Below are 17,531 nucleotides of genomic sequence, written 5' to 3' on the forward strand. Positions count from 1 at the left end.
ATAAATTAATATTGAAATATTAATAAAAAATAAGGTTTACTCATAAGGTATATCATGACTGAAAATACGCATTTACTCGATACATTAATAAGCAAGTTAATCATCAGAATTCCAACTAATAATTATTCAATAGATGGCATGAATTATTTTTACAGTTCTGTGGATGTACTAAACAGTATGAGGCATGTTTTTTTTCCACATCAGACATATTCCATGTCAGATACAAAAGAAAGTTATTATCCTCTTATGCCTGCTATTTATAATACAGAAGATAAAAAATTTTATTATAACCAAAATAAATTCATTGGCATGTCAACACAAACAGAAACCTCAGATACTTATGGTGATTTAAAAGGAAGCGTTTATTTTGCACAAAATTCAATCATCCCTGCGGTTAATCGAATTGAAGGAGATAAACACCCAACATTAGTTGCTAACCGAAAAACCTTAATCATGTTTAAACCCCAAGAGAGGATCCCCGATAACGAAGATGTTTATATAGAAATCACTGATAACAAAGGAACCGGAATATATACTAAAAAGCTTTCCTCTCCTTCAAAACTTCCCCAATTATCCTACTTAAGCATTTATGAAACAAATCTAAGAACCCGAGATTTTAAAAAACCGTGTTCTTTTGATTTAGAGATTAGCGATGTCAGTCAACTGAATAAACTAGTTGAAAATCCTAATTATTTTAACAAATTTATCTCTCAATCCGATAATATAAAAATTACCTTCAGTGGTATAAAACCCGATAATTTGGCTAAGCCTATCCAACTTAATTCAGACCCACGTTATCGTGGTAAAAAAATATTTTTACATAATACAACTAATTCAAATATTATTATCCGATATAGTAATCAACATTATAAAATAGAAAAAAACCATTCTACCCTATTTATTTGTGATAACAATGGAAGATGGTTAACAAAATCTGAAACCAAACAGCTAAAAGAACTCTCTATAGCGAAAAAAATCCCTAAAACTTTCGATTATGAATTAAATGATAAAGAGAGAATAAATAACTATAATTCCGAATTTTCTCTATTATTAAAAGATCACTCTAGTATAAAAGTAAATGTTCCTGATAACGCTGACGTAAAAACGTTCAAATTAAAAAATAATAAGCAATATGCCTCAAAATTAATACAATTTTCTTCGGAGTCTACGGACAAGAAAAAAATTGAGTTCAATAATAAGGTGATAACGTTAAAAAAAGGAGATTTTCTTTATTTTACCTGTAATAAAAATGGTATTTGGAGAAAACTGCCAATCAATACCGATGTATCAAAACTGAGTTTAGGAAGAAACTTCCAATATGATGAAGTCATCAATGAGAAAGAAAAACTAAAACAAATGCAAGCAAGCACTCAGTTTATGAAAAACTTACTATTGCGAAATCAAAAGCAAATCAGGGTAGACATTAATGATGACAACTGGGTTGATTCTATCGAATTACCGGGTGGAAATCGCTATTGTTATATCACCTTCAATACGACGGCAAGCAAGAACACAACGATTTTTATTGATGGCACATATGTAGAGCTAAAAAAAGGGGAACCATTAAATTTTGATTTTGTCAGTGAGACTCAGAAGTGGCGAAATAACCCAATAATGGTCCTTCCTGAACATATGAATAACCTTGAATATATGGAAAATACGTGGTCAACATCGATTCCTAGTCAGTATATTCAGCCTAATATAAAAATTGGTTTTATACATAAAAATAAAATGGGGCTCCTACCCAAGAGTAGCATAGGGGCACCAACGACGTTAAGGTTGCACCTCTTAGATATTGGTATTTTCACTGAACCGAGAGATAAATACGATTTTAGGGATACACCTGAGCTTAATCGGCAATATTATCAACACATTCCAGCCTCAACACTTCTTGTAAACCGCTATGAATCAACGCGTGTCGATCAATTTGTTTTCAGTGATGGGACAATTTTAAACGATATTATTCCTGAAGAAGGCCATTGGCATGAAAAGTCTATTTCAAAAATTACTCGCAAGGCATACGGTGAAGGTATTCATATGGCAACCTCCGGTATTAATAGTTCACCTGCTAATGGCCCCTCATTTGTACCGACCCCTCAAATAGTCGTCTATAACGCTGTTGGTCAATATCAAAATGGTCGAGTTGTCCATGGGGGACTCGGTAGCTATGTCGGAGGGCTTGCTTCTGTTGAGGATTCAATAGGCAATGAATTTAGCCATGAATTAGGTCATAACTTTGATATTATTGACTTTTATGGTGGGCGTACAGAACTTGGTATCCATCGCCCTTCTCATCAGAAGAACTCAACATGGGGCTGGGATGCGGATAACAATATGTTTATCCCAAATTTCGAACACTCTGGGATGGCAGACCATGATGCAATGAATGGTGGAAGCCCGAAAGATAAAAAAAATAATGCTTATTCACTCTATACACCAAATACATTAGCCGCTATCCAAAAACGGCTAGAAAAACTTCACGCCTTTAATACTGATTCCTCAACGGGTTATCAAAAATGGAACTCTAAAACAAAAAAAATGGAAGATGCCTATTTAAAATTACCAAGCTTTCTTCAATTTAATGTTCCTGTTGAAAATGGTGAAGAGATCACTCAATACAAATTATGCAAAGCACTCGAAAAATATGATGTGCTAAAAATACAATTAGGTAATGGCTATCATAGCAAAAATATACATTTACCTGACGCATCATCTAGAAATGCAGAAGATACCATCATAATAGAAACTTGGGCTGACTGGGATACGACTGTTCATCTTAATGGTGAAACTGAAGAAATTAAGAAAAATGAAAAAATAACCTATATTTCCGATGGTAAGTCATGGGTGAAATCTCATCGTCACGGGTTACACAAAAAACCAATAAAACAAGATGTTCCCGTTATTACCGTACTTGGTTTTTATGATCCTGAAGGGCAAATTTTAGTCACCAATCCTGAAACACAAAAATCAAACCATGTACAAGATATTTTATATGGTTCTTCAGGCATGGTTTATGAAGACAATAAAAAACTAGACTCTTGTTCTTCTTATTTGGAATTCGACCTTGAAGATGGAACAACGCGACAATACAAACTTCATGGGAGCAATTTCAGAGCATCTCATATGAACCGTTTTCATGTGAATATTGAGAGAGACTTAAAGCCTGTTAAAGTTAAAATTTTTATTAAAGGTGAGCTAAAAGAATCTAAAGATATTGAAATTAGAGAACTTAAATTACCCACGACCATTAATGGACTAACCGTTTAAACCAATATGAATAAGAGCAGGCTTATCATCCTGCTCTTACATCATTAATGGGATCCTATTAACTTTAAACTCGTTTTTCTCGCCACTAATCCAAAAATACAACCAACGAGCATGACAATTGCTAACGATAGTTTTGGCGCGATCGGTAATGCAATCGCCAAAAGACCTAATGCTGCACCGCCAGCCATTTGCACAAACCCAACTAACGCAGATGCCGTACCCGCTTCATTACCAAAAGGCTCCAAAGCATAACTGGTTGCGGTTCCCATCATAAAGGCCAGTCCAGTGCAAGCACAAGCCACAGGCAACATATAGACAACCCAATGACTTTGAATAGCTTCTGGCAACACAACGAAGCCTAATATCAAGCCTAAACAGCCGATCGCCATCATTGAGCTACCAACCAACAAGCAGGCTGGACGCCCGATTTTATGAATAAAATGGTTAGCGACATAACTGGCAAACATAATCCAAAAACCGTTAATCCCAAACACAATGGAAAACGCTAACGGATTCAACTGAGCCTCCCCCATCAACACCGTTGGGGCAAGGGAAACATAGGTTAATGCCATCCCCATCGTACCTGCATTGACGAGAGCAAAAATAATAAATTGGCGATGGCCTAAAATACGGCAATAAGTTTCCAAAGGAATAATTTTCACTTTGTGCAGATTTGTTGGCCGTGTTTCAGGTAAAAATACCACGATTAATACCATTACGATGACGGCGTATAACGCAAGGAACCAAAACGGTGCACGCCAACCCCATGCTTCGGCCAGCAAACCACCTAATAGTGGTGCGAGAGCAGGCACAATATTCAATGTACCATTGAGAAAGCCAAACGCACGGGCTGCTTCAGTGCCATTCATACGGTCACGAACACTGCTAAATGCCACCACAGAAGTGCAACAGACTGCAACCCCTTGCAATAGTCTCGAGGCAATAAACACCGTTGGTGTTGTGGCCGCTATGGCAACACCCGAGCCAATAATGTAGAGCACCATCCCCACGATAGCGATAGGCTTGCGTCCATATCTGTCCACCAGCGGCCCTGAAATCAATTGACCCAAGCCTAAAACTAAAATAAATAACGCAATGGTCGATTGAATAACGGATTCACTGCTGCCTAAATCTTTCGCAATATCAGGAATCGTTGGCAAGTATAAATCAATACCCAAAGGACCCAGCAAGACTAATAAAAGTAATAAAATTAGAAAGTTACGCATAAAACTATGCTCAGACGCCGTAATATAAAAAGTTATGTCACTCGAAGAGTGATGAATAATGTAGAAAAAACATCAAGCTATCTATCAGAAAAGAAATAATAAAATACATAAATTCATTATTTCTTGATGCGGCTTTTTTCTATCCTTGAAAGGTAAAAAAGGCGCTAAATTTAGCGCCTTTTGCATCATCGGTAAAGGATGATGTTGTAATTATTCCATCCACTCAGTGTGGAATACACCGTCTTTATCCGTACGTTTATAAGTGTGAGCACCGAAGTAGTCACGCTGCGCTTGGATTAAGTTTGCAGGCAATACCGCTGAACGGTAGCTATCGTAATAGGAGATTGCCGCAGAGAATGTTGGTGTTGGAATGCCATTTTGCACGCCGTAACAGACAACATCACGCAGTGCTTGTTGATATTCGTCCGCGATTTGTTTGAAATATGGCGCTAACAGTAAGTTAGCAATTTTCGCATCTTGGTTGTAGGCATCCGTGATTTTCTGCAAGAATTGCGCACGAATAATACATCCTGCACGGAAAATTTTCGCAATTTCACCGTAGTTTAGATCCCAGTTGTATTCATCAGATGCTGCTTTTAGCTGTTGGAAGCCTTGCGCATAAGAAACAATTTTACCTAAATACAACGCACGGCGCACTTTCTCAACAAACGCATTTTTATCACCGTCAACAGGCTTTAAGACTGGGCCTGTTAAGACTTTAGACGCTGCAACACGTTGGTCTTTTAAGAAAGAAATATAACGAGCGAAAACAGACTCCGTGATTAATGTCAGAGGAATGCCTAAATCCAGCGCACTTTGGCTCGTCCATTTACCTGTACCTTTGTTTGCTGCTTCATCTAAAATCACGTCAACAAGGTACTTACCGTCTTCATCTTTCTTCTTGAAGATATCCGCGGTAATTTCAATCAGGTAGCTGCTCAATTCACCTTTGTTCCACTCTGCAAAGGTGCCTGCCAGCTCTTCATTACTCAGATTCAATGAACCTTTTAATAATGAATAGGCTTCAGCGATTAATTGCATGTCACCGTATTCGATACCGTTATGTACCATTTTAACATAATGGCCTGCCCCGTCTGGCCCCATATAAGCCACACATGGTTCGCCTTCTGCTTTCGCTGCGATTTCTTTTAAGATTGGCGCAACCAATTCGTAAGCTTCTTTTTGACCACCAGGCATAATTGAAGGGCCTTTTAATGCGCCTTCTTCGCCACCAGAAACACCTGTTCCGATGAAGTTAAAACCTTGTGCAGATAATTCACGGTTACGACGGATTGTGTCCGTAAATAACGTGTTACCACCGTCGATAAGGATATCACCCTTGTCCAGATGAGGAGTCAGCGAGGCAATTGTTTTGTCCGTTGCTTCACCCGCTTTAACCATCAATAAGATGCGGCGTGGTTTTTCCAGAGAGTCAACAAACTCTTCAATTGTATAGTTGGGAACGAGGTTTTTCCCTGGATTTTCGGCAATTACTTCGTCTGTTTTATCTTTAGAACGGTTAAAGATAGACACTGAGTAACCACGGCTTTCAATGTTGAGCGCAAGGTTACGCCCCATGACAGCCATTCCGACAACACCAATCTGCTGCTTTGACATGAACAACTCCTGTCTGATTAGGACCAAGTCAGCCTCAATGTGCTGACATTCTGTTAACGGGATCACATATTAACCTAGGATTGTTTCGCATGGTAGTTATTGATGCAATCGATGACGTATTCCCCCTTTTTTTGTCAAGAATTATCCAACTAATGTGGATTTTTATTGATATTTCTTTCAACAAACCGCATTATTCTTCAGTCGGTATAAGCCGTCATATCAGAAGGTAAAACAAACTGTATGGAATGGATCGCAGATCCTTCGATTTGGGCGGGCCTCGCTACCCTAATCGTTCTAGAAATCGTTCTTGGTATTGATAACCTCGTCTTCATTGCCATTCTGGCAGATAAGCTCCCGCCAAAGCTGCGTGATAGAGCCCGTGTAACTGGACTTTTATTAGCCTTAGTTATGCGTGTTGTGCTTCTATTCAGCCTGTCATGGCTCATTACCCTCACAAAACCGATAATCACATTGTTCGAGCATCCTTTTAGTGCTCGGGACTTAATTATGTTAATTGGGGGACTGTTCCTGTTGTTTAAAGCAACAATGGAACTCAATGAGCGGCTAGAAGGGAAAGACGAACACGCAAATACCCAAAGAAAGACATCGAATTTCTGGGCTGTTGTTGCACAAATTATTGTTCTTGATGCCGTGTTCTCTCTTGACTCTGTCATCACCGCTGTCGGTATGGTTGACCATATCGGCGTAATGATTGCGGCGGTCACGATTGCCATGTTGCTGATGATCTGGGCAAGTAAACCACTGACCAGCTTTGTGAACAACCACCCTACTATTGTCATACTGTGTTTAAGCTTCTTATTGATGATTGGCTTCAGTCTTGTGGCAGAAGGTTTTGGCTACGCCATTCCGAAAGGCTACTTGTACGCCGCTATCGGCTTCTCCATTATGATTGAGGTGCTAAACCAATTCGCGCAATTTAACCGCCGTAAATTCCTAACGGGGACGCGCCCACTGCGTGAACGTACAGCAGAAGCTGTGTTGCGCATATTAAGTGGTAATTCAGAGCGTGGAGAATTAGACCCTCACACCTCAGATCTTATCGCAGATAATAAATCTGTCTTCGACCCACAAGAGCGTTTAATGATTGCTCGAGTGTTAGGGATGGCGCAACGTAACGTTGAAAGTATCATGACCTCACGCCACGATGTGGACTATCTTGATATCAATAAATCTTCTAGCGATTTGTTGCAATTGATGGAGAAAAACCCACACTCGCGCCTTGTGGTGATTGATGAAACGATTAGTGATGAGCCTGTCGGTGTTGTACATGTGATGGATTTAGTGAAACAGCAACTAAATGGTAACCCACTGGATTTACGTGCATTAATCACTCAACCGCTGATTTTCCCAGAAGGTCTATCACTGCTCAAAGCCCTTGAACAATTCCGTAAAGCACATACTCACTTTGCTTTTGTGGTTGATGAGTTTGGTTCAATTGAAGGTATCGTGACATTGACCGACGTGATGGAAACTATCGCAGGTAACTTACCTGTTGGTGATGAGGAGAATGATTCACGTCATGATATTCAGAAGCTTGATGATGGTACATGGATTGCCAATGGCTTTATGCCACTGGAAGACTTGATCATGTTTGTACCGATGGAATTAGATGACAAACGTGAATACGAAACCATTGCAGGTCTTTTAATGGAGCATTTACAACGTGTTCCAGAAGTGGGCGAACAAGTCACCATTAATGGCTGCATATTCCAACCATTGGAAGTGAATAGTCACCGCGTCAATAAAGTATTAATCACACCACCCGCCCGTGAAGGGGATGGTTATGAATATGAAGATGATTAATCTTTGGCTCTGAACTAATGATAAATACCGGCTCTTTGAGTCGGTATTTTTTTTATATCAATAAGTAAATCTATATGTTCTATATAGAACATATAAGAACAACCTTTTTGAAAAATCTAAAAATAATTTGCTTATTAATGATAAATAGAGCATCGCTTTATTAAAGAAAAATACTTTCATTCATACATAATTTTAATAGTCAAAGATAACCCAATCACAGGTGGAATATAGCAATGAAAGTCAACCAAAATATCGTATCACATCAACCAGCAATTAATTACATTAATAGCCATAAAAATCAATCTAATATGGCACAAGTCATTGGTACTATTAAAAACTTATCAAATCATTTACCAAAAATAGAAGATAATAGCAAAGTCACCACAAAAACAGTGGTAACCAAAGACTTAAAAATATTATCAAAACAAATAGATAGCGTAATTAAAGATGCGAAAGACTTTTTAGATAAAGCGAATGACAGTAACGCAAGCAGAAGACCAGATCAAAACGAATCTAGGAATATGCAGGAAGGTTTAGATCGCCTAAAAGCACAAATCATTAACTATAAAACTAACGCATTTTCTATAAGCTCTTATAAGCATAATGCTAGCAAAAGCACTACGCTAGACAAGCTAACAAAGAAAATTGAGAATATGGAAACAGAAGTAATTAAAAGTAATATTAAAAATAATCAACTAACAAAACAGCCTGAAGTAGAAAAAAACCAGCGTATGCAAGAATCAAATGAAAGAGCTATTAAAAGAACCGATTACAGTAATACTTTGAATAATAGATGACTTTTCTAAGATTTATTTAGCTCCCCTAAAGTTGGAATCCAACTCTAGGGGGTTGTTCTATAATATAAATGCATTTTCTTCTACAATGCATTCAATAACTCATTAAGCCCTTTATTCTCTTCTTTTTTCAAAAAGTTACCAATAGCCTCTTTGGCCTGTGTACGTAATTCACTACGCAGTAATTTCTCTACATCTAGCTGATATTGCAAGCTATGCCAATTACCATAAATACGCAGCGGAATAGTCATCCCTTGCAATTGCTGCACAAGACGAGAATCCCCCGCCCATCCGCCAAAAATATTCACGCCCAAATTCACATCAATCGTTTCATTTGGAATATTTACGCGACCTTGTCCATTAATATTCACTAAAGAAGACTTCGCATTCATTGATGAAATGCTCATATTGCCTTTGTTTAAATAGCCTTTAACTGTGAATAATTCAACTTCTGTATAATTCCCTGAATTCACAGGCGCATTAATTTTATTCGTCACACGGGAAACTGATTGCTGAATTAATTGTGGAATATTCAACCCATGTAATTTCGCATTTCTCAGTTCAAAGTTAACAGGCCCTTGCCATTGGTTCTTCACTGCATAATCATCATAACCGACACCTGATAACGCCCCATTGAGGGAGATAATACCACTCAGTTTTTGCGGCATATCGAAGGCTTTTAACAACGGTGCTGAATCGATGTTTTTAAAGTCAGGTTTTGCTGAAACAGTAACGGGGGTTACGCTATAATTTAGAGTAACAGGTAATGAAAACTCACCACCAAACGCTTTTCCTTGTAACTTAGAAACCGTTAAACGTGGGGTTTGATTTTGGGCACTAATCACCACATCAGTTACAGACATTCCACGGTAAATTAAATTCCCTACCGATAAGTCAACGTTAGCCGTGAATGATTTTAAACCTGATAAATCATATCGTTGCGTATTTGCCCCCGAAATAACAGGCTTGACCCCAACGCGGTTATTATTGGTTTCCACCTCAGAAGCCGAAGCTGTCACTACCGTCCCCAATAAACTATCTAAATCTAACTTTTCAGACGCTAATTCAACAGCCAGCTGTGGGATATCACTCAGTTTTACACGAATATTCCCTGTTAACAGGCTTTCATTGGCTTTAATCGATAGGTTGGTCAAAGTCGCGTTAGATTGTTGCCCTTTGGTATATAGAAAATCTGTGGTAATTTGCCCAGAAATGCCATTTTCAGGTAAATCTACACCACTAAGTGAATAATCAAACTGCGTTAATTGACCACTAATTTTTTGATTTATCGCTGATAAATCAAAATCTGCTCGAGTATCGAACACAAATTCTTGTTGATTTTTATTTAGATTACCGCTGAACTTTACCGCTACTTGTTTGTTATTATTTTTTTTCAGCGACAGATTAATATTGCGGAGGTTAAATTCATCTTTTGGTGTTTGCCAAATCACTAAACTGTTAGAAATATCAACTTTTTCAATATCTAACAACCAGTTATTCTTATCAATAGGGGGAGTCTGAGAGGTTGAGCCCCCAGGTGCAATCGGGTCGCTACTGTGTGCTTGAGGCTCACTTTCTGGCGTTTTGCGGATCACAGCACCATCAATCACAATTTGTTCAACAGACAAACGGTGGGAAATCAAAGGCCACAGTTCAACATCTAAGCGCATGTTTTCAGCGCTCAAGGCAGGTTTGGATGCATTTGGTGCAGTTAAAGAGACGGGACCGGTGATAATGCTCAATGTTGGCCAAACATGCCAACGCATATCCCCATTAAATTCCAGCTGATAACCACTTTTTTTCTCTACTTGCTCGACAATATAATGGCGAAAATCATTCGGATTTACCAACATCACTAATGTTGTCAGACCCGCAACAATGACGACAAGTAAAATAATCAGTGTCGTTAAAAAACGTTTCATGCTTCCCTCTCTTAAACTCTACCTGCGACAATCACCAACGTGAACTCACACCATTACTTTCCCTGAAAATGGGCGAAAATTGCGCCATTAAAATCCATTAATAACACAATTTCCGCGAAGTTTAGCGAGTATCAGTCTTCGCTGATACGGCTACCAACTGCCCCTTGTTGGTTTTTATATTTTGCGTCTTGGCGACTATTATAAGGGCGATCTGCACTGCCTGATAACGGCTCAAAGCTTAGCGCCCCAATAACCATGCCAGGGCGTAATGCTAAGGGTAATTTACCTGAATTATAAAATTCTAGCACGATTTGCCCCTTCCACCCTGGGTCAATACGATGTGCAGTAACATGCACCATCAAGCCCAATCGAGCCAGTGATGAGCGACCATCAAGCCAACCCACAAGGTTATCAGGGAGCGTAACAGACTCCAGCGTCACTGCAAGCGCTAATTCCCCTGGATGTAAGAAAAATGGCTCGTCTTCACTCAGCACGATCTCATCACTCATCACACGATCCAGCGCGGCATTCACTTCATCTTTTGGGCCACTTAGATCAATAAATGCCGCGGTATGTCCACGAAAAACACGGAACTGATTTCCTAAACGGACATCTGCGGTCGCACCATTGATCCGTTCAACAGGTGGGCGCGGGCTAATGACTAATTTACCATCATCCATCCATTGAATAATATCGCGGTCACAAAGACGCATGGCTGTTTCCCCCTTCATAATGTTAGTTTTTACCTTGATTACTCTTGGCAAAATTCCCCGATCTTCGCTTTTAAGATATCAATTGCCACACGGTTCTTCCCGCCACGAGGCACAATAATATCGGCATACTGCTTCGATGGCTCAATAAACTGCAAAAACATTGGACGAACCGTTTTATTGTATTGGTCAATCACGGAATCTAATGTTCTGCCTCGTTCATTTACATCACGTTTAATGCGACGCATCAAGCAAATATCGAGTGGTGTATCAACAAAAATCGAAAAATCCATTTCACCACGTAAGCGTTTATCGGTTAACAATAAAATGCCTTCAATGATAATGACTTTTTTAGGTTTGAATGTAATGGTTTTTTCTTTGCGAGTGTGAGCGACATAGTCGTATTGCGGAATTTCTACTGCTTGACCACTTTTTAGCGATCTGAGGTGTTCATAAAGCAAACTGTGATCCATTGAATTAGGATGGTCATAGTTCACTTTAAGTCGTTCTTCCATCGGTACATCTGCTTGGTCTTTATAATAACAGTCCTCTGGAATAACACCGATATTATGATCACCAACCTTTTCTCGTAATTCACGATATAGAGTGCTTGCAATTAAGCTTTTGCCAGATGCAGAGGCTCCCGATATACCTACAATGGTACAGTGATGCGCTATGTCAGTCATAAAATGATAACCTGGTTAAATATTTTAGAAATGAAAATACATAACATCAAAATGTTACGTTGGCGGAATTATAGGGGGTAATGACGTGTTGTTCCAGCGTCCCTCGGCAAAGTTCGCTAAAAAAAACGCCAATATTTGCTGAAAAACGGCGAATTGTTAATTAGCCCTTTAATTTATGTGGCTAAAACTGCTTTTTACCTTCTAAAACGGCAATGCGATTTTCAATAGACGGGTGAGTGGAAAAAACAGAATCCCCCTTATTAAAAATATAAGCCGCTTTACGGTAAGCCTGCCCTGTACTGCTCTCATCATATTCGTGGGTTTCATGCTTACCCGATATTTTTTTCAGCGCGCTGATCATCGCTTGGTTATCAGAGGTAAGATCAACCGCTGCCGCATCCGCCATATACTCACGGGTACGGGACAAATAAAAATACAGAATTTGCGTGATCCACGGCAACACAAAATTCAACACCAATAAAATCATTTGGGCTTTATTGGCCGCATTATTACGGCTTCGCCCTGCGGTACGAATAAAAATCTGACTAAATACATTGGTTATCGTTAAAATCACGTTCGCTAAAATACCCACATACAAAGTCAGCTTCGAGTCACCATGTATAATATGGCCGACTTCATGTGCCAGAACTGCTTGTACTTCTTGGCGGTTCAGCGTTTGTAGTAACCCTCGCGTTACCCCAACCAGCACATTACTGCTATTCCAGCCTGCGGCAAATGCATTTGGTTCATCACTTTCTAAAATATATAAACGAGGAATATAACCTAAACTCGCACTTAAACTCAGCTCTTCAATAATATTAAATAGCTGTTTTTCTTCTGAACTGTTGGCAGTTTCAGGGTTAATTTCTTTCGCATTCATCCCTGCTAACATCATTTTATGGCCACGGAAATGAATATAAACCAACCCGAGGAATGTCAAACCTAAAACGATAAATGTCGCAATTGGCATTTCTTTTAACGTCACAAACTCTATTGCATTATCAAACAAATCTAACTGTTCATTTGGATGCGTTGCAATATCCGCTAATAACCCAATGATAAGCATAATAAAAACATAGCTCATCACGACAAAACGAGTCCGAATATTATTTTTACGTATGACGTTACGAAAATCCATAAAATACCCTGCTTTCTATCACAGATAATTATCGGAACGTCCTAAGCTGTTCCGATAATTTGTCCAAATGGCAATGAATCGATAATTAGTCAAAATTAATGCGACGTGATTCTTCAGACTTAATCGTCTCTTCATCAAGACGCCAGTATTCTTTCGATATTTTTAAGCTGGGAATAATGCCAACAATAAGTGCAGCAGGCATTGATGCAATATACGCATTATAGGTTTCTAATGAACGGTTATAACCGCGTTTTGCAAATGACAGCTTATTTTCTGAAGAAACAATTTCCTCTTGCAAGTTAGCCATGATTGCATCAGATTTCAGCTCTGGGTAGGCTTCAACTGCGACATTAATCGCACCGCTGCTTACCATTTTAGATAAGGCATCTTCCGCTTCACGTGCTTTATCACCTGTTGCATTTTGTGCCTGAGTACGCAATTCAGTAATTTTACTAAATACTTCCGTTTCGTGGCTTAAATATTTTTTCACCGTCGCAAGTAAGCTATCAAACACTTTTCCGCGTCTGTCTAATTGAACTGAAATTTCAGTTTCGCTGGAAACTACTGCTTCACGTAATGCCACGATACGGTTATAAAAATAAAAAACGATCAGCACCACGACGACAATAAAAATTAAAAATTTCATAATCACCTTTTAGGGCATGCCCATAGGAAAAGAATTCATCAACAATATCGCTTTATTCTACGCTATCCTTTCCCAATATAGAAACAATCCACAGATAAATCAGAAAAAGGGAAAGTTAGTTAGATTAGAAAGCAATACAAATAAAAAAGGCTATTTAATGTTAAACACTAAATAGCCTCTATTAGATTACGGTGAACTACACCGCGCGGAATGAAATTTCCGTTGGGATTTTATCCCCTTCCCAATACATTAATGCTGAAATGCCTGATGCGATTTCACGGTAGATATCCGCAAACTCACCTTCAGGATCACGCATAACAGTTGGTTGACCGCGGTCGAGGTCTTCACGCAGAGAAATATGTAGCGGAACTTGGCCTAACAGTTTCGTGTTATATTTTTCAGCCAGTTTTTCTGCACCACCAGTACCAAAAATTGGCTCAACATGGCCACAGTTACTACAAATATGTGCGCTCATATTTTCTACCACGCCTAACACTGGCACATTCACTTTCTTAAACATCACGATACCTTTCATGGCATCAACCAGTGCGATATCTTGTGGCGTTGTCACCACAACTGCACCTGTTACAGGGATGTTCTGTGACAGAGTTAATTGGATATCACCAGTTCCTGGTGGCATATCGATAACTAAATAGTCTAAATCTGGCCATAAGGTATCTTGCAGCATTTGCATTAACGCCTTACTTGCCATTGGACCACGCCATACCATTGCGTTATCGTCAGTGACTAAATAACCGATTGAGTTCGTCGCTAAACCATACGCCATAATTGGCGCCATGTGCTGACCATCTGGTGACGTTGGGCGCTCTAATGTCGTACCTAACATATTTGGGATAGACGGGCCATAAATGTCCGCATCCAGAATGCCGACCTTAGCCCCTTCTTGCGCTAACGCTAAAGCGAGGTTGACGGAAGTGCTGGATTTCCCTACACCACCTTTACCTGAGCTCACCGCCAGAATATTGCGCACGCCATTAATACCGGGCAAATCATTCGCGCGTTTTAGCGTTGTCACATCGTGACGCAGTTTCCACTCAACCGCATGAGCGCCAGTTAACTGCTTCAGTTCTGCCGTTTTTTCGCTAATCAGCGTTTGGAAAGGCCCTTTCCAAACAAATGGCATGACTAATTCGACGTGCAGCACATTGTCCAACATTGCACAATGATGTAACGCTTTGATGGAAATCAGATTACGTTGCAGCGTTGGGTGTGTAAATGAAGCCAAAACTTTGGAGACTTGTTCAGTCAGCAGTTCTGGTTTGTTCTGCTCGGGGGATTTATCGTTCATCCCGGCTCCTTTATTTATATTTTTGAACTATAGATATCCTATATAACTCGATAATCTACCTGAGATTAGACGGATATACTTTGACTGAGGTTAATCATAACAGAGAACACAAAAAATAGTGATTGCCAAGCGCAGGAAAAGCCAAGAAGAGGCGAAAATTTCTTTTTCCAACAAATTTCCAATTAATCTTTTATACCCCTAGCAGCGATGGTTTTGATCGGTTAACATCAAAGACCCTTTTCAAATAATGGAAGTAAGAAAGTTACTATGTCTCAAGTCGCGAATAAATTACTGGTAACCTGTGCGTTACCCTATGCTAACGGTTCAATCCATCTTGGTCATATCCTGGAACACATTCAGGCTGATATTTGGGTCCGTTATCAGCGAATGCGCGGCAAAGAGGTTCATTTTATCTGTGCTGACGATGCGCACGGAACCCCAATCATGCTTAAAGCACAGCAGCTAGGTGTCACGCCTGAAGCCATGATTGCTGAAGTGAGCCAAGAACATCAGAACGATTTTGCGGGTTTTTCCATTAGCTATGATAACTATCACTCGACACACAGTGAAGAAAATAAAGCATTATCAGAACTGATTTATGGGAAACTGAAAAATAACGGTTTTATTAAAAACCGCACTATTTCTCAGCTTTTCGACCCAGAAAAAGGCATGTTCTTACCAGACCGCTTCGTTAAAGGCACTTGCCCGAAATGTAAAGCAGAAGACCAATACGGTGATAACTGTGAGGTGTGTAGCGCAACCTACAGCCCAACAGAATTAATCAACCCGCGTTCAGTCATCTCTGGTGCAACGCCTGTCATGCGTGATTCAGAACACTTTTTCTTTGATTTACCTGCATTTAGCGACATGCTGCAAGCATGGACTCGCTCGGGTGCGCTGCAAGAACAAGTCGCGAACAAAATGCAAGAATGGTTCGAATCAGGTCTGCAACAGTGGGATATTACCCGCGATGCACCGTATTTCGGCTTTGAAATCCCAGATGCACCAGGCAAATATTTCTATGTCTGGTTAGATGCACCAATTGGTTACATGGGGTCATTTAAAAACCTGTGCGACAAACACGGTGACCTAAGTTTCGATGAATTCTGGAATAAAGATTCGAAAACAGATCTTTACCACTTTATCGGGAAAGATATCGTCTATTTCCACAGCCTGTTCTGGCCTGCGATGCTAGAAGGTAGCCAATACCGTAAGCCAACTAACCTATTTGTCCATGGTTATGTTACGGTTAATGGCGCGAAAATGTCTAAATCACGTGGTACCTTTATCACTGCGCGTTCATATTTAGACCATTTAGACGCAGACTGCTTACGTTATTACTACGCGGCAAAACTGTCTTCTCGTATCGATGATATCGATTTAAACCTTGAAGATTTCGTTCAGCGTGTCAACAGCGATATCGTGAACAAAGTGGTTAACTTAGCTTCGCGTAACGCAGGCTTTATTGCTAAACGCTTCGATGGAAAATTATCTGCAAACTTAGCAGAGCCTGAGCTATATCAACAGTTTGTTGATGCGGCAAAAGTCATTGGTGAAGATTATAGCAATCGTGAATACAACAAAGCGATCCGCGAAATCATGGCATTAGCTGATATCGCTAACCGTTATGTTGATGAAAAAGCCCCTTGGGTAGTTGCTAAACAAGAAGGCAAAGACCAAGAGTTGCAAGATATCTGCTCAATGGGGATTAACCTGTTCCGTATATTGATGACTTATCTGAAACCTGTTTTACCGGGTCTGACCAAACGTGCGGAAGCGTTCTTAAATACTGAACTGTCTTGGGATGCGATTAACACACCATTGCTTGACCACAGTGTTGCTCCTTTCAAAGCGCTATTTAACCGCATTGAAATGACAAAAGTCGATGCAATGGTTGAAGCATCAAAAGAGAGCATCAAGCCAATCCAGCAAGTCACTGGCCCACTGGCGGATGACCCAATTCAAGATACGATCACCTTTGATGATTTTGCGAAAATCGATCTGCGAATTGCGCTAATCAAACAGGCTGATTTTGTTGAGGGTTCAGACAAACTACTGAAATTACAGTTAGATATCGGTGGTGAAACGCGCCAAGTGTTCTCAGGCATTCGCTCTGCATACCCAGACCCGAAAGCATTAGAAGGCCGTTTAACGGTGATGGTCGCAAACCTAGCACCACGTAAAATGCGCTTTGGTATTTCCGAAGGTATGGTCATGGCAGCAGGCCCTGGTGGCAAAGACATTTATCTGCTCAGCCCTGATAGCGGCGCACAACCAGGCATGCAAGTTAAGTAACACTAACTTGTTATAGCGGTCTTTTAAGCCTGTGAAAGTGGAGAGCGAAAACTCTCCACTTTTTTATTAGCTTTTTATTGTGATCGGTAGCACAATT

At 39.8% G+C, this 17,531-nt stretch carries 12 protein-coding genes; 4 read left to right on the plus strand and 8 right to left on the minus strand.

Annotated elements, in window-relative coordinates; translation table 11 throughout:
• The first annotated feature begins 54 nt into the window (after nt 1-54).
• Entirely contained in the window at nt 55-3,267 is a 3,213-nt protein-coding gene (locus KDJ85_RS11620) for a M66 family metalloprotease (protein ID WP_225819817.1), read from the plus strand.
• A 44-nt stretch (nt 3,268-3,311) separates the two neighbouring features.
• Here the strand turns inward: KDJ85_RS11620 and KDJ85_RS11625 are convergent, their stop codons facing one another.
• A complete protein-coding gene (locus KDJ85_RS11625; protein ID WP_225819818.1) occupies nt 3,312-4,493 on the minus strand; it encodes a multidrug effflux MFS transporter in 1,182 nt (393 codons plus the stop codon).
• A gap of 210 nt (nt 4,494-4,703) precedes the next feature.
• Nucleotides 4,704-6,110, minus strand: coding sequence for an NADP-dependent phosphogluconate dehydrogenase (gndA, locus tag KDJ85_RS11630; RefSeq protein WP_225819819.1), 1,407 nt, complete (start codon nt 6,108-6,110; stop codon nt 4,704-4,706).
• Between the two features lie 240 nt (nt 6,111-6,350).
• Here gndA and KDJ85_RS11635 point away from each other — a divergent pair, with 240 nt between their 5' ends.
• Together KDJ85_RS11635 and KDJ85_RS11640 are read left to right on the plus strand one after the other, a co-directional pair.
• Nucleotides 6,351-7,934 carry a TerC family protein gene (locus KDJ85_RS11635; RefSeq protein ID WP_225819820.1) on the plus strand — a complete coding sequence of 528 codons (1,584 nt, stop codon included), beginning with the start codon at nt 6,351-6,353 and terminating at the stop codon, nt 7,932-7,934.
• 233 nt (nt 7,935-8,167) lie between these two features.
• On the plus strand, nt 8,168-8,731 hold the full coding sequence (locus tag KDJ85_RS11640) for a hypothetical protein (RefSeq protein ID WP_225819821.1): 564 nt from the start codon (nt 8,168-8,170) through the stop codon (nt 8,729-8,731).
• A gap of 80 nt (nt 8,732-8,811) precedes the next feature.
• Here the strand turns inward: KDJ85_RS11640 and asmA are convergent, their stop codons facing one another.
• From asmA to apbC, 6 genes are all read right to left on the minus strand, one after another.
• Nucleotides 8,812-10,650, minus strand: coding sequence for an outer membrane assembly protein AsmA (gene asmA, locus KDJ85_RS11645; RefSeq protein WP_225819822.1), 1,839 nt, complete (start codon nt 10,648-10,650; stop codon nt 8,812-8,814).
• Nucleotides 10,651-10,781: 131 nt separating this feature from the next.
• On the minus strand, nt 10,782-11,363 hold the full coding sequence (dcd, locus tag KDJ85_RS11650) for a dCTP deaminase (RefSeq protein WP_206085396.1): 582 nt from the start codon (nt 11,361-11,363) through the stop codon (nt 10,782-10,784).
• A gap of 38 nt (nt 11,364-11,401) precedes the next feature.
• Complete coding sequence (udk, locus tag KDJ85_RS11655) at nt 11,402-12,046, minus strand: uridine kinase (RefSeq protein WP_206085395.1); 645 nt, start codon at nt 12,044-12,046, stop codon at nt 11,402-11,404.
• Between the two features lie 181 nt (nt 12,047-12,227).
• Nucleotides 12,228-13,184, minus strand: a complete 957-nt coding sequence (gene htpX, locus KDJ85_RS11660) for a zinc metalloprotease HtpX (protein WP_225819823.1) — start codon at nt 13,182-13,184, stop codon at nt 12,228-12,230.
• An 85-nt stretch (nt 13,185-13,269) separates the two neighbouring features.
• A complete protein-coding gene (locus KDJ85_RS11665) occupies nt 13,270-13,830 on the minus strand; it encodes a LemA family protein (RefSeq protein WP_225819824.1) in 561 nt (186 codons plus the stop codon).
• Nucleotides 13,831-14,026: 196 nt separating this feature from the next.
• Complete coding sequence (gene apbC / locus KDJ85_RS11670; RefSeq protein ID WP_225819825.1) at nt 14,027-15,139, minus strand: iron-sulfur cluster carrier protein ApbC; 1,113 nt, start codon at nt 15,137-15,139, stop codon at nt 14,027-14,029.
• A gap of 267 nt (nt 15,140-15,406) precedes the next feature.
• On the opposite strand from apbC, the gene metG reads away from it, so the two are divergent.
• On the plus strand, nt 15,407-17,434 hold the full coding sequence (metG, locus tag KDJ85_RS11675; RefSeq protein WP_225819826.1) for a methionine--tRNA ligase: 2,028 nt from the start codon (nt 15,407-15,409) through the stop codon (nt 17,432-17,434).
• The last annotated feature ends 97 nt before the right edge of the window (nt 17,435-17,531 follow it).

The sequence above is a fragment of the Providencia vermicola genome, assembly GCF_020381325.1.
GTDB lineage: Bacteria > Pseudomonadota > Gammaproteobacteria > Enterobacterales > Enterobacteriaceae > Providencia > Providencia vermicola.

Bases quoted from the DNA above. Each gene is read 5' to 3' on its own strand.
- KDJ85_RS11625 (WP_225819818.1), bottom strand. From the start codon at position 4,493: ATGCGTAACTTTCTAATTTTATTACTTTTATTAGTCTTGCTGGGTCCT.
- KDJ85_RS11620 (WP_225819817.1), top strand. From the start codon at position 55: ATGACTGAAAATACGCATTTACTCGATACATTAATAAGCAAGTTAATC.
- metG (WP_225819826.1), top strand. From the start codon at position 15,407: ATGTCTCAAGTCGCGAATAAATTACTGGTAACCTGTGCGTTACCCTAT.
- dcd (WP_206085396.1), bottom strand. From the start codon at position 11,363: ATGCGTCTTTGTGACCGCGATATTATTCAATGGATGGATGATGGTAAA.
- apbC (WP_225819825.1), bottom strand. From the start codon at position 15,139: ATGAACGATAAATCCCCCGAGCAGAACAAACCAGAACTGCTGACTGAA.
- KDJ85_RS11640 (WP_225819821.1), top strand. From the start codon at position 8,168: ATGAAAGTCAACCAAAATATCGTATCACATCAACCAGCAATTAATTAC.
- gndA (WP_225819819.1), bottom strand. From the start codon at position 6,110: ATGTCAAAGCAGCAGATTGGTGTTGTCGGAATGGCTGTCATGGGGCGT.
- KDJ85_RS11635 (WP_225819820.1), top strand. From the start codon at position 6,351: ATGGAATGGATCGCAGATCCTTCGATTTGGGCGGGCCTCGCTACCCTA.
- KDJ85_RS11665 (WP_225819824.1), bottom strand. From the start codon at position 13,830: ATGAAATTTTTAATTTTTATTGTCGTCGTGGTGCTGATCGTTTTTTAT.
- htpX (WP_225819823.1), bottom strand. From the start codon at position 13,184: ATGGATTTTCGTAACGTCATACGTAAAAATAATATTCGGACTCGTTTT.
- udk (WP_206085395.1), bottom strand. From the start codon at position 12,046: ATGACTGACATAGCGCATCACTGTACCATTGTAGGTATATCGGGAGCC.
- asmA (WP_225819822.1), bottom strand. From the start codon at position 10,650: ATGAAACGTTTTTTAACGACACTGATTATTTTACTTGTCGTCATTGTT.